The following is a 13,993-nucleotide window of genomic DNA, read 5'->3' on the forward strand; positions in this document are numbered from 1 at the left end:
ACACGACGGGGCGGTGATGGTCAAGCCCGCCCCACCGATCCGATCAGTCGACCGGCAAGGCTGTTTCGATCAGACGCGCAAAGAACGATGCCCCCACCGGCGCGATATCGTCGTTGAAATCATATTCGGGGTGGTGACACACAGCGGTCTCCCCCTGCCCCAGAAACAGATAGGCCCCGGGCCGCGCTTGCAACATGTAGGAGAAATCCTCCCCCGGCATGATCGGCGGCGTGTCGTCGTCCACCTTGTCCGCGCCGACGACCTCGCGCGCGACCCTGGCGGCAAAGGCGGCCTGCTCGGGGTGATTGATCGTGGGCGGGTAGCCCTCTTCATAGTCGAGCTCGGCGGTACAGCCAAAGCTGCGGGCCTGAAACTCTGCCAGCTCGGCCATGCGCGCCTTGACCACGGTCTGCGCGTCCTTGTCGTAGTAGCGCACCGTGCCATTCAGAACCGCCGTTTCGGGCACGATGTTCATGGCGCTGCCGGTGTGGATCTGGGTCACCGACACAACCACCCGGTCCAGAGCGGCCAGATTGCGGCCCAGAATGGTCTGCAACGCCATCGTCAGACTGGCGGCTGCCACCACCGGATCGACGGTTTCCTGCGGCTCGGCGGCGTGCCCCCCCTTGCCCGTCAGCGTCACGGTAAATTCATCGACCCCCGCCAACAGCGCCCCGTGATTGGTTACCAATGAGCCCACTTCGCCACCGGGCATATTGTGGATGCCGTAGACCTCGGCGATGTCGAACCGGTCCATCACACCCTCCTCGACCATGATGCGACCACCGCCCTCGTTTTCCTCCGCCGGTTGAAACAGCAGCGCCACACGGCCTGCGAAATTGCGCGTCTCCGCCAGATATTTGGCCGCACCCAGCAGCATGGTGGTGTGCCCGTCATGCCCGCAGGTGTGCGCCATGCCCGGCACGGTAGAGGCATGCTCCGTGCCCGACAGATCCTCCATCGGCAGCGCATCCATGTCCGCCCGCAAACCAATGGTCCGCCCCGGCGCGCGGCCTTCGATGATCGCCACAACCCCGCTGCGGGCGATGCCTTCGTGGATTTCAGTGACGCCAAATTCCTTCAACCTTTCAACAACAAAGGCCGCGGTCTTAAAGCAATCCAGCCCCAGTTCGGGATGCTGATGCAGATGGCGGCGCCAGGTTTTCATCTCTTCGGCAGAGGCGGCGATGGAATTTACGATAGGCATGGAAATCTCCCGGTGGTCTTTGCGCGCACCATGCCCCTGACACAGCCTGCGCGAAAGCCCCAAGGATGCATTTCCCGCCGTTGCATCGCGCATTGCGCAAATCGGCGGCAGCGCCCTGCTGGACTCCCCCGCGCCAATCCCCCACATCTGTGCCACGCCAGACAGGAGAGCCCGATGACCGATCTGATCCACGATCCCAAAGGCGGCATGCCCCGCCTGCTTGAAATCATGCGCCGCCTACGCGACCCCGATGGCGGCTGCCCATGGGATCTGGAACAGGACTTCGCCTCCATCGCGCCCTACACCATTGAAGAGGCCTATGAGGTCGCCGACGCCATCGAACGCGAGGCATGGGACGAGCTGAAGGGAGAGCTGGGCGATCTGCTGTTCCAGTCAGTGTTCCACGCGCAGATGGCCAGCGAAAAGGGCATATTCACCTTTGACGAGGTGGCCGACACCATGTCGGACAAGATGGTCGCCCGCCATCCGCATGTCTTCGGCGACGAAACCCGCGACAAATCCGCCGCCCAACAGACCGCCGATTGGGAAAAAATCAAGGCCGCCGAACGCGCCGCCAAAGCGCAAAAAGGCGTGCTAGACGGGGTGGCCATGGGGCTGCCGGCGCTTTTGCGGGCGGTCAAGCTGCAAAACCGCGCCGCGCGCGTGGGCTTTGACTGGCCGGATTCGGGCGACGTTATGGACAAGCTGCACGAAGAGCTCGACGAGATCCGGCAGGCCACCAACAAAGACGAACAATTCGAAGAATTCGGCGACATGCTCTTTGTCGTCGCCAATCTCGCCCGTCATCTCGACATCGACCCCGAGGCCGCACTGCGCGCCGCCAACACAAAATTCACCCGCCGTTTCAAATACATCGAAGACGCGCTCGCCGCTCAAGGTCGCAGCCCGAACGACAGCGACCTGACAGAGATGGACCGGCTTTGGGACGCTGCGAAACAGGCGGAAAAATCCTGACTGAAAAAATCGACTGTTGACCGAACACTTTTTGTCAGGTTTACAGGCGCCAATCTAAATATCAGGAGAACAGACATGTTTCTGCGCGCCACCACAGCTCTGACCCTCGCGGCCATCGCCGCCCCGGCTCTCGCCCAAGAGGTCAACGTCTATTCCTACCGCCAGCCCGAGCTGCTGGCGCCGCTGACAGACGCTTTCACCGAAGAAACCGGCATCAAGGTCAACGTCGCATTCCTTGAAAAAGGTATGGTGGAACGCCTGCAGGCCGAGGGCGCACGCTCTCCCGCCGATCTGGTCTTCACCGTGGATATCTCGCGCCTGAACGCTGTGGTCGAGGCCGGCCTGACCCAGCCCGTCACCTCCGACGTGCTGACCGAAAACGTCCCCGCCGCCTACCACGACCCCGAAGGTCACTGGTGGGGCCTGACCACCCGCGCACGCATCGTCTACGCCTCCAAGGACCGCGTGGATCCGTCCGAGGTGACAACCTACGAAGATCTCGCAGACCCCAAATGGCAGGGCCGCATCTGCATCCGCTCCGGCACCAACGCCTACAACGTGGCGCTGGTCTCCGCGATGCTGCACCACCACGGTGAAGAATACACCAAAGAGTGGCTTGAAGGCGTGAAATCCAACCTCGCCCGCAAACCCCAAGGCAACGACCGCGCACAGGTCAAGGCGATCTGGGCCGGCGAATGCGACATCTCCGTGGGCAACACCTACTACATGGGCAAAATGCTCGAAGATGACGAACAGAAAGAATGGGCAAGCGCCGTCAACGTCCTGTTCCCCACCTTCGAAGAGGCCGGCACACACGTGAACATCTCCGGCGTCGCCATGACAGCCGCCGCCCCGAACAAGGAAAACGCGCTGAAGATGATGGAATTCCTGTCCTCCCCTGCAGCACAGGAAGTCTACGCCGAAGCCAACTACGAATACCCAATCGCACCGGGCACCGAAGCGATTGACCTGGTCAAAGGCTGGGGCGAGTACACCGCCGACGACGTCAACCTGATGACCCTCGCCGGACTGCGCGGTGACGCGCTGCGCCTGATCGAAGAAGTCGACTTCGACGGCTGATCGAAGCCACACCCAGAACGACCAAAGGGCGCCTTCGGGCGCCCTTTTTGCATGCTCTCGGTCGCGCGCCCGCCCGCGCCCAGAACGCCCCGCTACACGCTTTTCCTTGGGCAAAATACCTATTCCAGCGGCGCCGCTTAACGCAACAGCAGACATAAAAAACGGCGGCTCCCGTCATGGGAACCGCCGCTGTGTCTGTCTCGACGAAACCGCTTACTGGGCTTCGGAGATGAATTTGACCGCGTCGCCGAAGGTCTGGATGGTTTCGGCTGCGTCGTCGGGAATTTCGATGCCGAATTCTTCTTCGAACGCCATGACCAGCTCGACGGTGTCCAGCGAGTCTGCGCCAAGGTCATCGATGAAGGAGGCCGATTCAACAACCTTGTCTTCTTCGACGCTCAGGTGCTCGACGACGATTTTCTTCACGCGATCTGCGATGTCGCTCATATTCTTTCCTCACAAGTCAAGGGCTTGCGCCCAGATTTGCCCGACCCCAGGGCGGACGTTACTTTGCCCGAAGGGGCGGCTCGATCATCCGGGGACTCCCCCGCGCCGGACAGCGCAAAACGCCAGCCGACATGAAATCTGAGGGGCCTATAGCACAGGCAACGGGGATGGCAAATGCTTTCCCACGCCGCCGGGCCACACCCCCTCAGAGGCGATTATAACATGGCCATGCCACCGTTGACGTGCAAGGTCGTGCCCGTCAAGTACCCCGCCTCTGCGCTGGCCAGAAACAGAACGGCTGCGGCGATCTCTTCAGGCGTGCCCATGCGACCCGCCGGGATCTGGCCCAGAATTGCGCCCTTCTGGTCGTCGTTGAGCTTGTCGGTCATCGCCGTCTCGATAAAGCCCGGCGCCACGGCGTTCACAGTGATGCCGCGCGACGCGACCTCGTAGGCCAGCGATTTGGACATGCCGATCATGCCCGCCTTGGCGGCGGCGTAGTTGCCCTGTCCGGGGTTGCCGGTCGCGCCCACCACGGACGAGATATTCACGATACGGCCCCAGCGGGATTTCATCATGCCGCGCAGCACGCCTTTGCACAGACGGAAGGTCGAGGTCAGGTTGACCTCCAGCACACTCGCCCATTCCTCTTCGGACATGCGCATGAACAGGTTGTCACGCGTGATGCCTGCGTTGTTTACCAGGATATCGACCGCGCCCATCGCCTCGACCGCCTGCTTGGGCAGCGCGTTGACGGCCTCTGCGTCGGACAGGTTGCAGGGCAGCACATGAGCACGCTCGCCCAATTCCGCGGCCAAAGCTTCGAGCGGCTCAACTCGTGTGCCCGACAGGCCCACGGTCGCGCCCGCGGCGTGCAGGGATTTCGCAATCTCGCCGCCGATGCCGCCAGAGGCACCGGTGATCAGGGCCGTCTTACCCGTCAGATCAAACATTCTCATCTCCTCTCCGCTTATGCGGTTTATGCCTTCAGGCTTTCGACAGCGGTGGCCACATCTGCAGCACTGCCAATGTTGCGCACGGCTGCGGGTTTGTGGATGCGACGCACCATGCCCGACAGCGCCTTACCTGCGCCGATCTCCCAGAATTCGCTCACGCCTTGGGCCACCATGTACTCCACCGACTCGCGCCAGCGCACGGACCCGCAGACCTGTTCGACCAACAAGGCGCGGATCGTCGTGACATCGCTGACGGCCGAGGCGCGCACATTGGCCACCAAGGGGACTTTGGGTGCGGCGATTTCGACGTCGTCCAGCGCCTCTGCCATCACATCCGCTGCGGGCTGCATCAGGTCACAATGGAACGGTGCCGAGACCGGCAGCAAGAGCGCGCGCTTGGCGCCTTTGGCCTTTGCGATCTCCACCGCCCGTTCTACAGCCGCTTTTGTGCCAGAGATCACCACCTGCGCCGGGTCGTTGTCATTGGCTGCTGCCAGCACGTCACCCTCGGCGGCCTCGGACACCACCTCGCGGACGCCGGCCAGATCCAGCCCCAATACGGCGGCCATCGCCCCCTGCCCCACGGGCACGGCAGCCTGCATCGCCTCGCCCCGCTTGCGCAGCAGGCGGGCAGCATCCGCCACGCTCAGCGATCCCGCCGCCGTCAGCGCGGTGTATTCGCCCAGCGAATGGCCTGCGACATAAGACGCGGCATCAATGGTGACGCCTTCGGCCTCCAGCGCGCGAAGGGCGGCAATGGATGTCGCCATCAGCGCAGGCTGTGCATTGGCCGTCAGCGTGAGGGTTTCGATCTCGCCCTCCCAGATCAGGCCGGACAGGTTTTCGCCCAAGGCGGCGTCGACCTCGTCAAAGACGGCCTTGGCTGCGGGATAGGCCTCTGCCAGATCCCGGCCCATGCCGATGGTCTGGGCGCCCTGCCCGGGAAAGATGAAAGCGCGGCTCATGCCCCTCTCCTTTACGTATCGTCGTCAGGGACTAGCCCTTAACGGTCCCGCCCTTGCGGCGCAACGCGTAGCGCACGCCGCATGTGCAAACACGCGGATTGCAGCAAGCAGTGTTTCCGCTAAGTCACCCCATGCATCTCAAAGCGGAGCCTCGCCATGCCCCTGACCAATTCCCGCAGCCGCTACGGCATGATCACCAAGATTTTCCACTGGACGATCGCCCTGGGGATATTGCTAATGATTCCGCTGGGCTGGCTGGCGGACCGGCTGCCCTATGAGACAGCCGATCAGCTTGCGCGCAAGGCCACGCTGTTTTCGGTGCACAAGACGCTGGGGGTGACGATCTTCCTTGTGGCGCTGGCGCGGATTGTGTGGGCCGTGACACAGACGAAGCCCGCCCCGCTGCACCCGGACCGCCGGGTCGAGACATTCGCAGCCGAGGTGGTGCATTGGCTTCTTTACGGCTCGCTGGTGCTGGTGCCGCTGTCGGGATGGATCGAACATGCGGCCACGGACGGGTTCGCGCCGATCTGGTGGCCCTTCGGGCAGGATCTGTTCTTTGTTCCCAAAAGCCCCGCATTGGCAGAGACCTTTGCCACGCTGCATTTCATCCTGCAGTGGGTTCTGCTGGGGGCTCTGGTCCTGCATGTGGCGGGCGCGCTGAAACACCACCTGATCGACGGTGATGCCACCCTGCGGCGGATGTGGTTCGGCACGACAGAGGCCTCAGGCCCGCATCACGCGCGCCACGGCTGGGCTGCGCCCCTGTTGGCGGGATTTGTCTGGGCGGCCACTTTGGGCGGGGCGTGGTCCTTGGGCTGGTTCGCCCATGACACCGGCGGCACGTCGGCAGAGCTGGCTCAGGTCGAAAGCGACTGGTCGGTGCGCGAGGGCACGCTTTCCCTGTCGGTGGATCAGTTCGGCAAGACCGTCGAGGGCAGCTTTGCCGAATGGACCCCAGACATCGATTTCGATGACAGCACGGACACCGGCGACAAGGGAAGCGTGACAGTGCAAATCGCCATCGGGTCCCTGACCTTGGGCAGTGTGACCAATCAAGCGCTTGGAGCCGACTTCCTCAGCGCTGAGGATCACCCCACCGCAACCTTTACCGCGCCTATTGTACGGACAGAGGATGGCTATATCGCCGAAGGCACCTTGGCGTTGAAAGACCATGAGGTGCCGGTCACCCTCCCCTTCACGCTGACGTTGGAAGGCGATGTGGCGCAGATGGAGGGACAGGCGGTTCTGGATCGGCGCAACTTTAGCATCGGTGACAGCATGACAGATCCCGCGCAACTGGGGTTCGAAGTCATCATTGATGTGGCGCTGACCGCAGAGCGTGCGGGGGACTAATCGGTCTCGACCCGCCAGCCATTGCTCCACCTCGTGATGCGTGCGCCCACGGGCGCGCGCAGCAGTGCCATCATGCTGTCATCCTTGTTCAGCAGCAGGCCGATAGGTCCGTGGAACAACTGGTCCAAGGGGCGTTCCCCCATCGGGCCATAGGCGCACCAGCCGGTTTCCGCATAGGGGCCGCTGCGCACCGGCGGCAGACAGCGCTGCAGCCAGCTGACCCGTGCGCCTGCCGTCAAAATCGCCGGATCGATGAAGGCATTGGCGAGATACCGCGCCTCTTCCTCCAGCGTGTCGACACGACATTTGCCCACGGCCCAGATATGCCCCGCGTGTATGTCGAACGTCTGGGGGACACCGGCGGGGCGCGCATCATCGGCGTGACAGTGCCACAGACCGTCTGAATGATCGCTCAGTTCCACCCACAAACGTTCCGCAGCCATTCCCGGCTGCCCCGAAGGGGCGAATCCGACCTGCACCCGATCACCGGGTTGCAGTAGTGCCAGCTCTGCCTTCGATGGGGTAAAAAAAGTATAGGGCGCCTCTGCCTTTATCGGATCGGTTTCCACCAGATCCCAGCCGGCGCCACCGTTCCAATCCTCACTCGGGTCGATATCAAACATGCCTTCAGCCTCCTGCCCGGCGAAGACACCACCGCAATGAGGCAAAATTCGGCCCTCTCGCGCCGCGATCTGTCGCGGGTTTTAGACGAATGCCCAAAGCCGCCGCACGCAAACAAAAAGGCCCGCAGAAAACTGCGGACCCTTGCTGGCGGATGTCGCCAAACGATCAGTCGGCTTTCATGGCCTCCACAGAAATCGTGACTTCGACCTCGTCGGACACGTAGGGCGCGAATGCACCGACGTTGTAGTCAGACCGGATCAGCGTGGTGGTTGCGTCAAAGCCCGCCCAGGGCTTGTTCGCCATCGGGTGGTCGCCCATCTGGTTAAGCTTCGCGTCCAGCACGACCTCTTTGGTCACGCCATTCAGCGTCAGATCGCCGGTGATGTTGGCGGTGTCTTCGCCGGTCACTTCGATGGAGGTCGAGGTAAAGCTGACCATCTCGTCTTCTGCCGCGCCAAAGAAATCGTCAGACATGAAGTGTGTGAAACGCTCTTCCCAGCCCGTCATCATGGAGCGCACGGGAAAGGAGACCTCGACCGAGGACTGCGCGGGATTTTCCTTGTCCCAATCAATGGTGCCCTCGAAGCCCGAGAACATGCCCATGCCGGTGGAATAGCCAAGGTGGTTATATGTGAACAGGATCTGGCTGTGGCTGGGGTCGAGCGTATACGCCTCGCCCGCCAGTGCGGAGATGGGGGCCAAGGCCAGAACGGTCGCGAAGAATGCAGATTTCATAAGGGTCATCCCGATTGGAGCTGTTGTGAGCCGCAATCTATGACGGGACGGGTTTCAGGCAATCCGGCGTTGCAACACAGACCCTGTTCCAAAACGAACATGACACCACCAGAGTGTGCGAAAATGCGCCGAGTTTACGGTGCGTCCCGCCCGCAAACGATCATTCCCAACCCCAGCAGCAGCATGAACAAAGACGCCCCGAGTTTCATCAGCAAGACGACACCCCCGCCCACTGCGCCCCCCACGATCCAAAGCCCAAAGGCAGAGACAGCCAAAGCCGTCCCCACGCAAACCAGCACCAGCCGCCAGATCAGATTTCCCGCAGGTGTCATATCCCGTGCGAGGGGATGCGCAGTGTGGATGCTGTCAGATGTCATGGTCATGTCAAACGCCTCTTGCTCGAATATGAACAAGCTGCTTTGAGAATAGGCCGCAACTAAGGCACAGGCGGGGCGATCCCGTGCCCTGCCCCGCGTGCCGAACAGGGGCTTGCACCGCGGGGCAATCCGTGTATATGGGGCGTTCCTTCCGCAAACACGGTTGAACCGCGCGGTCTCTCGTGGGTCGGGCGCGGAAGGTTAGCCCGCCCTTTGAAACGCGCCTTGACAAAAATGGAGCGAACATGCCGCTGTACGAGCATGTCTTTATCTCGCGTCAGGACTTGTCCAACGCGCAGGCCGAAGGCCTGGTGGAACACTTCAGCACCGTTCTTTCGGACAACGGCGGTAAAGTCGTCGAATCCGAATACTGGGGCGTGAAGACCATGGCCTACAAGATCAACAAGAACCGCAAGGGCCACTACGCCTTTCTGAAGACCGACGCACCGTCGACGGCTGTTCAGGAAATGGAACGCCTGATGCGTCTGCACGACGACGTGATGCGCGTCCTGACCATCAAGGTCGACGAGCACGAGGAAGGTCCCTCCGTCCAGATGCAGAAAAAAGACGAGCGTGACGGTCGTCGTGAGCGTCGCAACCGCGACTGATCCCAGGAAGGAGTAAAAGACAATGGCTGCAAAACCGTTTTTCCGCCGCCGCAAGGTCTGCCCCTTCTCGGGCGACAATGCACCCAAGATCGACTACAAGGACACCCGTCTCCTGCAGCGCTACGTTTCCGAGCGCGGCAAGATCGTCCCGTCCCGTATCACCGCCGTTTCGGCGAAAAAGCAGCGTGAGCTGGCCCGTGCTATCAAGCGCGCCCGTTTCCTCGCCCTGCTGCCCTACGCCGTGAAGTAAGGAGCGACTGACATGCAAGTTATCCTTCTCGAACGCGTGGCCAAACTGGGCCAGATGGGCGACGTCGTCGACGTTAAGCCCGGCTTCGCACGTAACTACCTGCTGCTGCAGGGCAAGGCGCTGACCGCCTCCAAGGAGAACATCGCCTCCTTCGAAGCCCAGAAAGCCCAGCTCGAAGCGCGCAACCTGGAAACCAAGAAAGAGGCCGAAGCATTGGCCGAGCGTCTTGGCGGCCAGCAGTTCGTCGTGATCCGTCAGGCGTCCGACGGCGGCAACCTCTACGGCTCCGTCACCACCCGTGACGCCGCTGACGTGGCAACCGCCGAAGGCTTCTCGATCGACCGCAAGCAGGTTCTGATCCGTCAGCCGATCAAGGAACTGGGTCTGCACGACGTCGAGGTGCACCTGCACCCCGAGGTCATGGTGACCATCGCGCTGAACGTGGCGCGTTCCCCCGAAGAAGCCGAGCTTCAGCAATCCGGCAAGTCCATTCAGGAACTGGCCGCTGAAGAAGAAGCACAGGCAGAATTCGAAGTGTCCCAGCTGTTCGACGACATGGGCTCTGCCGCGTCCGATGACGAAGGCGACGCTCCGGCGGCTGAAGAAGCCTCCGAAGAGAACTGAGTTTCTCGAAAATCTTTTGAAAAGGCCGTCCTTCGGGGCGGCCTTTTTTCGTTTGGTCCGTGTCGGCTTTGGGAATTGATAAAGGTCTATGCTTTACCGGTTGATGCATGGGGCGCGCACCGAGGAGATAGCCACACATGCCATTTTTCCGAAAGACGACGTACGATCAACCGATTGAGCGCCGCTACGAACGCCCTGACCTATTGGATATGATCGACGCCACACAGGCCGTGATCCACTTCCGCCCGGACGGGGAAATTCTGTTTGCGAACAAAAATTTCCTCGACGCCTTGGGGTATACCGCCAGCGAGGTTGAGGGCAGCCACCACAGCATGTTCGTCGACGACGAATATCGCGCCTCTGAGGAATACGCCGATTTCTGGAAACGCTTGGGCAGCGGCGAACCGTTTACAAACCAGTATAAGCGAATCACCAAAAACGGTGATCCGATCTATATCCACGCGACTTACTGCCCCGTCCGCGACGATGCAGGTGTGATCCGCCGCGTCATCAAGATCGCGTCAGACATCACCGCGCGTCAGATGGTCATTGACCGCATCAGCGGCGCGCTGACCGCGCTGAGCCACGGGGACCTGTCACAACGCATCCACGGCGAAATGGACCGTGATCTCGAAATACTGGCCCAGTCGTATAACGCTGCCATCGAACAGCTCGCCTCGCTGGTGTCGAAGGTCAAAAACGTGTCCACGACGGTCTACGCCTCCTCTCAGGGGATCAGCACAACCGCCACGAACCTGTCGCGCCGAACCGAAACACAGGCCGCCACGTTGGAGGAAACCGCCGCTGCCATCGAACAGCTGACTTCCAACGCACAATCTGCCGCTGAGAACGCGACAGAGGTGCGCGGGATGGCGAATTCCACAAGTCAAACCGCTGAAAATGGTCGCAAACTGGTCGCCAGCCTGACAGAGGCGATGGAACGGATCGAAAGCTCATCGGACCAGATCGGCCAGATTATCTCTGTGATTGAGGGGATCGCCTTCCAGACCAACCTGCTGGCCCTGAACGCCGGTGTCGAAGCGGCCCGGGCCGGTGAGTCGGGTCGCGGGTTTGCCGTGGTCGCGAGCGAAGTACGCGGCCTTGCACAACGCAGTTCTGAATCCGCGAGTGAGATCAAATCCCTCATTCAAACGAGTTCGCAGAACGTCAAAGCCGGATCGGATCTTGTAAATCGCGCCTCGCATGAGTTTGAGGCCGTCTTCGAAGGCATTACAGGCATCTCATCCAACGTGGAACATATCGCGTCGAACCTACAAATGCAGTCCGATGTCCTGCGCGAGATCAACAGCAGCGTCGCGCAATTGGACACGGTCACGCAGGAAAACGCAGCGACGGTGAATGACATCAGCGGCTCAGGCAAAGAGCTGGAACAGGCGTCAGGCACGCTTGTCGGGGAAGTGTCCTACTTTGCGATCACCCCCGAAGCCGCGCCAGCGATGGAACTGTATCACGACGACATGCGCGCCAGCGGCTAAGAAAAAAGGCTGCCCAAAGGCAGCCTTTTCAAATCGTTGACGGGGAAAGAATTACTCCTCGTCCAGCGCCTCGACAGCTTTCTGCAGCTCGTCTTTGGAGATCTCTTTCTCCGACACTTTCGCCTGCTCAGCGATGTGATCGATGACTTTGTCTTCAAAGATCGGCGCGCGCAGCTGCTGCTGCATTTGCTGGTTCTGGCGCACGAAGTCGAAGAACGCGCGCTCCTGACCCGGGTACTGGCGTGCCTGGTTCATGATCGCTTGGGTCATTTCCTGATCGGTCACTTCGACTTCGGCTTTCTGGCCGATTTCGGCGAGCAACAGGCCCAGACGCACGCGGCGCTCTGCCAGTTTGTTGTGCTCTTCGGTGGGCTCGATCTTTTCGTGATCGTGGCCTTCAACCTCGGGGTTTTCTTCGTGCCACAGCTGGTGCGCGATTTGACCCGCTTCCGCTTCGACCAGCGACGGCGGCAGGTCAAAGGTGACCAGCTCGTCGAGCTTGTCCAGAAGACCACGCTTCATCACCTGACGCGCAGCACCGGCATATTCGGCTTCCAGACGCTCACGAATCTGGCCTTTCAGACCTTCGAGATCTTCCGCGCCAAACTTTTTCGCCAGCTCGTCGTCGATCTCGGCAGCTTTAGGCGCTTTGACTTCTTTGACCTTGCATTCAAACACAGCAGGTTTGCCCGCCAGGTTTTCTGCGCCGTATTCCTCGGGGAAGGTCACTTCGACGTTCTTTTCGTCACCTGCTTTCAGACCAACCAGCTGCTCTTCGAAGCCGGGGATGAAAGAGCCGGAGCCCAGAACCAGCGGGTAATCTTCGGCTGCGCCGCCGTCGAATGCTTCGCCGTCAACTTTGCCGAGGAAGTCGAAAACAACCTGATCGCCGTCTTCGGCGGCGCCGTCTTTGGCTTCGAAATCCTGCGCGGTGGACGCGAGGTTGGCCAACGCTTCGTCAACGGATTCGTCGTCGGCTTTCACAACCAGCTTTTCCAGCTCGACGCCGGACAGGTCGATTTCCGGCACGTCGGGCAGCGCCTCGTAGGACATTTCGACGTTGACGTCGTCGCCTTCTTTCCAGTCCTCGTTGGTCATTTTGACCTCGGGCTGGAGCGCCGGACGATCGCCGGTTTTTTCAAAGTGTTCGTTCATCGCGCCGTCGATGGCTTCCTGCATGGTTTCACCCATGACACGGGGACCGAACTGCTTTTTCAGCAGCGCCATCGGAACCTTGCCCTTGCGGAAACCCTTCATCTCGATGTCGGGCTGGGCTTCTTTCAGTTTGGCGTTGACCTTCTCGTCCAGTTCGGCCGCCGTCACGGTGATGGCGTAGCCGCGCTTGAGGCCTTCGTTCAGCGTCTCGGTGACCTGCATTTTATCTTCCCTCGAATGAAGACGCGCCCCGCGAGGGGGCGCAATTGAATTTGGCACCTTCTATTGCCCGATCCCCTACAGTGCAAGACGATTTGCCGCCGAAGACGGCGGGTTTTCACCGGCAATCGCGGTGTCAAAGGCCCCGTAAGGGGGTTCTATCGCATTTTAGGGAAAAACATGGTGCGGGTGGAGGGACTTGAACCCCCACGCCTTGCGGCGCCAGAACCTAAATCTGGTGCGTCTACCAATTCCGCCACACCCGCATGTCGGCGCTGCTTAGCAAAGCATTTCGGGATGTGCGAGCGAAAAATGCAGGGACTCATAAGGATAGGTTTCACAGAAATTCCGTGACTTTAACCGGACCTTATCGGACACTGGGCGAAAAAACATAAGGCAACCAGAGCAGGACGCCACCCTATGCAATACGATAAGCCCCCGCAGCCTGCGGGCGGGCTTCCCGCGCGCCATCTTGCGCCGGATCAGGCCCTTAATGCACTCCCTTTGGGGACAAACATACTTACGCTCGACGGGGTTCTTCCCGTTGAATACCTGACCCCCGGTGACCGCGTGATCACGCGCACATCTGGCGCGGCAAAGTTGGTCGGCCTGCGCCCGTTTCGCCGCGTCACGGCCACCGTCGGAATAGCTGCGGGCACCTTGGGCAATCAGCGACCCGAACAAGATGCCGTGCTTTGCGCCGCTCAAGAAATTCTGGTGCGGGACTGGCGTGCCAGCGCGTTGTTTGGCGCCTCGCAGGCACTGGTCCCTGTCGCCCGACTGATCGACGGGACCTTTGTTCGCGCATTGGGTTTGCAGGAACTCAAACTGTTCGAACTTGTGTTCGAGCATCCGCAAATTGTCTATGCGGATGGTCTGGAACTGGCGTCTGGCGCGATTGCACGGGCACCTGCATAAG

16 protein-coding genes and 1 tRNA gene are annotated in these 13,993 nt (G+C 60.9%); 8 read left to right on the plus strand and 9 right to left on the minus strand.

Annotated elements, in window-relative coordinates; genetic code table 11:
• Window positions 1-43: 43 nt before the first annotated feature.
• A complete protein-coding gene (locus tag ACN5AZ_RS04845) occupies window positions 44-1,207 on the minus strand; it encodes a M20 aminoacylase family protein (RefSeq protein ID WP_419427734.1) in 1,164 nt (387 codons plus the stop codon).
• A 174-nt stretch (window positions 1,208-1,381) separates the two neighbouring features.
• Here ACN5AZ_RS04845 and mazG point away from each other — a divergent pair, with 174 nt between their 5' ends.
• Window positions 1,382-2,182 carry a nucleoside triphosphate pyrophosphohydrolase gene (mazG, locus tag ACN5AZ_RS04850; RefSeq protein ID WP_419427735.1) on the plus strand — a complete coding sequence of 267 codons (801 nt, stop codon included), beginning with the start codon at window positions 1,382-1,384 and terminating at the stop codon, window positions 2,180-2,182.
• Window positions 2,183-2,257: 75 nt separating this feature from the next.
• Window positions 2,258-3,262 (plus strand): Fe(3+) ABC transporter substrate-binding protein, encoded by a 1,005-nt coding sequence (locus tag ACN5AZ_RS04855; RefSeq protein WP_419427736.1) that lies wholly within the window; start codon window positions 2,258-2,260, stop codon window positions 3,260-3,262.
• A gap of 213 nt (window positions 3,263-3,475) precedes the next feature.
• Here the strand turns inward: ACN5AZ_RS04855 and ACN5AZ_RS04860 are convergent, their stop codons facing one another.
• The 3 genes from ACN5AZ_RS04860 to fabD form a co-directional block, all read right to left on the minus strand.
• Window positions 3,476-3,709 carry an acyl carrier protein gene (locus ACN5AZ_RS04860; RefSeq protein ID WP_183965298.1) on the minus strand — a complete coding sequence of 78 codons (234 nt, stop codon included), beginning with the start codon at window positions 3,707-3,709 and terminating at the stop codon, window positions 3,476-3,478.
• A 215-nt stretch (window positions 3,710-3,924) separates the two neighbouring features.
• The gene (gene fabG, locus ACN5AZ_RS04865; RefSeq protein WP_419427737.1) at window positions 3,925-4,662 is read right to left on the minus strand and encodes a 3-oxoacyl-ACP reductase FabG; all 738 of its coding nucleotides are present in this window, start codon (window positions 4,660-4,662) and stop codon (window positions 3,925-3,927) included.
• 26 nt (window positions 4,663-4,688) lie between these two features.
• The gene (fabD, locus tag ACN5AZ_RS04870; RefSeq protein WP_419427738.1) at window positions 4,689-5,630 is read right to left on the minus strand and encodes an ACP S-malonyltransferase; all 942 of its coding nucleotides are present in this window, start codon (window positions 5,628-5,630) and stop codon (window positions 4,689-4,691) included.
• A 156-nt stretch (window positions 5,631-5,786) separates the two neighbouring features.
• Here fabD and ACN5AZ_RS04875 point away from each other — a divergent pair, with 156 nt between their 5' ends.
• Complete coding sequence (locus tag ACN5AZ_RS04875) at window positions 5,787-6,986, plus strand: cytochrome b/b6 domain-containing protein (protein WP_419427739.1); 1,200 nt, start codon at window positions 5,787-5,789, stop codon at window positions 6,984-6,986.
• Here ACN5AZ_RS04875 and ACN5AZ_RS04880 read toward each other — a convergent pair.
• The 3 genes from ACN5AZ_RS04880 to ACN5AZ_RS04890 all read right to left on the minus strand — a co-directional run bounded on the left by ACN5AZ_RS04880 (window position 6,983) and on the right by ACN5AZ_RS04890 (window position 8,728).
• Window positions 6,983-7,609 (minus strand): hypothetical protein, encoded by a 627-nt coding sequence (locus tag ACN5AZ_RS04880; protein ID WP_419427740.1) that lies wholly within the window; start codon window positions 7,607-7,609, stop codon window positions 6,983-6,985. The two genes, ACN5AZ_RS04875 and ACN5AZ_RS04880, sit on opposite strands and share 4 nt — an antisense overlap.
• Window positions 7,610-7,775: 166 nt before the next feature.
• On the minus strand, window positions 7,776-8,345 hold the full coding sequence (locus tag ACN5AZ_RS04885; RefSeq protein ID WP_419427741.1) for a YceI family protein: 570 nt from the start codon (window positions 8,343-8,345) through the stop codon (window positions 7,776-7,778).
• Window positions 8,346-8,479: 134 nt separating this feature from the next.
• Complete coding sequence (locus tag ACN5AZ_RS04890; RefSeq protein ID WP_419427742.1) at window positions 8,480-8,728, minus strand: hypothetical protein; 249 nt, start codon at window positions 8,726-8,728, stop codon at window positions 8,480-8,482.
• 239 nt (window positions 8,729-8,967) lie between these two features.
• On the opposite strand from ACN5AZ_RS04890, the gene rpsF reads away from it, so the two are divergent.
• From rpsF to ACN5AZ_RS04910, 4 genes are all read left to right on the plus strand, one after another.
• A complete protein-coding gene (rpsF, locus tag ACN5AZ_RS04895; protein ID WP_419427743.1) occupies window positions 8,968-9,330 on the plus strand; it encodes a 30S ribosomal protein S6 in 363 nt (120 codons plus the stop codon).
• 22 nt (window positions 9,331-9,352) lie between these two features.
• A complete protein-coding gene (gene rpsR / locus ACN5AZ_RS04900; RefSeq protein ID WP_058310770.1) occupies window positions 9,353-9,580 on the plus strand; it encodes a 30S ribosomal protein S18 in 228 nt (75 codons plus the stop codon).
• 12 nt (window positions 9,581-9,592) lie between these two features.
• Window positions 9,593-10,204: a 50S ribosomal protein L9 gene (gene rplI, locus ACN5AZ_RS04905; RefSeq protein WP_419427744.1), complete on the plus strand. Its 612-nt coding sequence runs from the start codon at window positions 9,593-9,595 to the stop codon at window positions 10,202-10,204.
• 137 nt (window positions 10,205-10,341) lie between these two features.
• Window positions 10,342-11,700, plus strand: coding sequence for a methyl-accepting chemotaxis protein (locus tag ACN5AZ_RS04910; protein ID WP_419427745.1), 1,359 nt, complete (start codon window positions 10,342-10,344; stop codon window positions 11,698-11,700).
• A gap of 51 nt (window positions 11,701-11,751) precedes the next feature.
• Here ACN5AZ_RS04910 and tig read toward each other — a convergent pair whose 3' ends face one another.
• Window positions 11,752-13,077 carry a trigger factor gene (gene tig, locus ACN5AZ_RS04915; protein WP_419427746.1) on the minus strand — a complete coding sequence of 442 codons (1,326 nt, stop codon included), beginning with the start codon at window positions 13,075-13,077 and terminating at the stop codon, window positions 11,752-11,754.
• 178 nt (window positions 13,078-13,255) lie between these two features.
• Window positions 13,256-13,340 (minus strand) — tRNA-Leu (locus ACN5AZ_RS04920).
• A 154-nt stretch (window positions 13,341-13,494) separates the two neighbouring features.
• Between ACN5AZ_RS04920 and ACN5AZ_RS04925 the strand changes: the two genes are divergently transcribed.
• Complete coding sequence (locus ACN5AZ_RS04925) at window positions 13,495-13,992, plus strand: Hint domain-containing protein (protein ID WP_419427747.1); 498 nt, start codon at window positions 13,495-13,497, stop codon at window positions 13,990-13,992.
• Window position 13,993 lies beyond the last annotated feature (1 nt).

This window comes from Sagittula sp. SSi028 (assembly GCF_048553715.1).
Lineage (GTDB): Bacteria > Pseudomonadota > Alphaproteobacteria > Rhodobacterales > Rhodobacteraceae > Sagittula.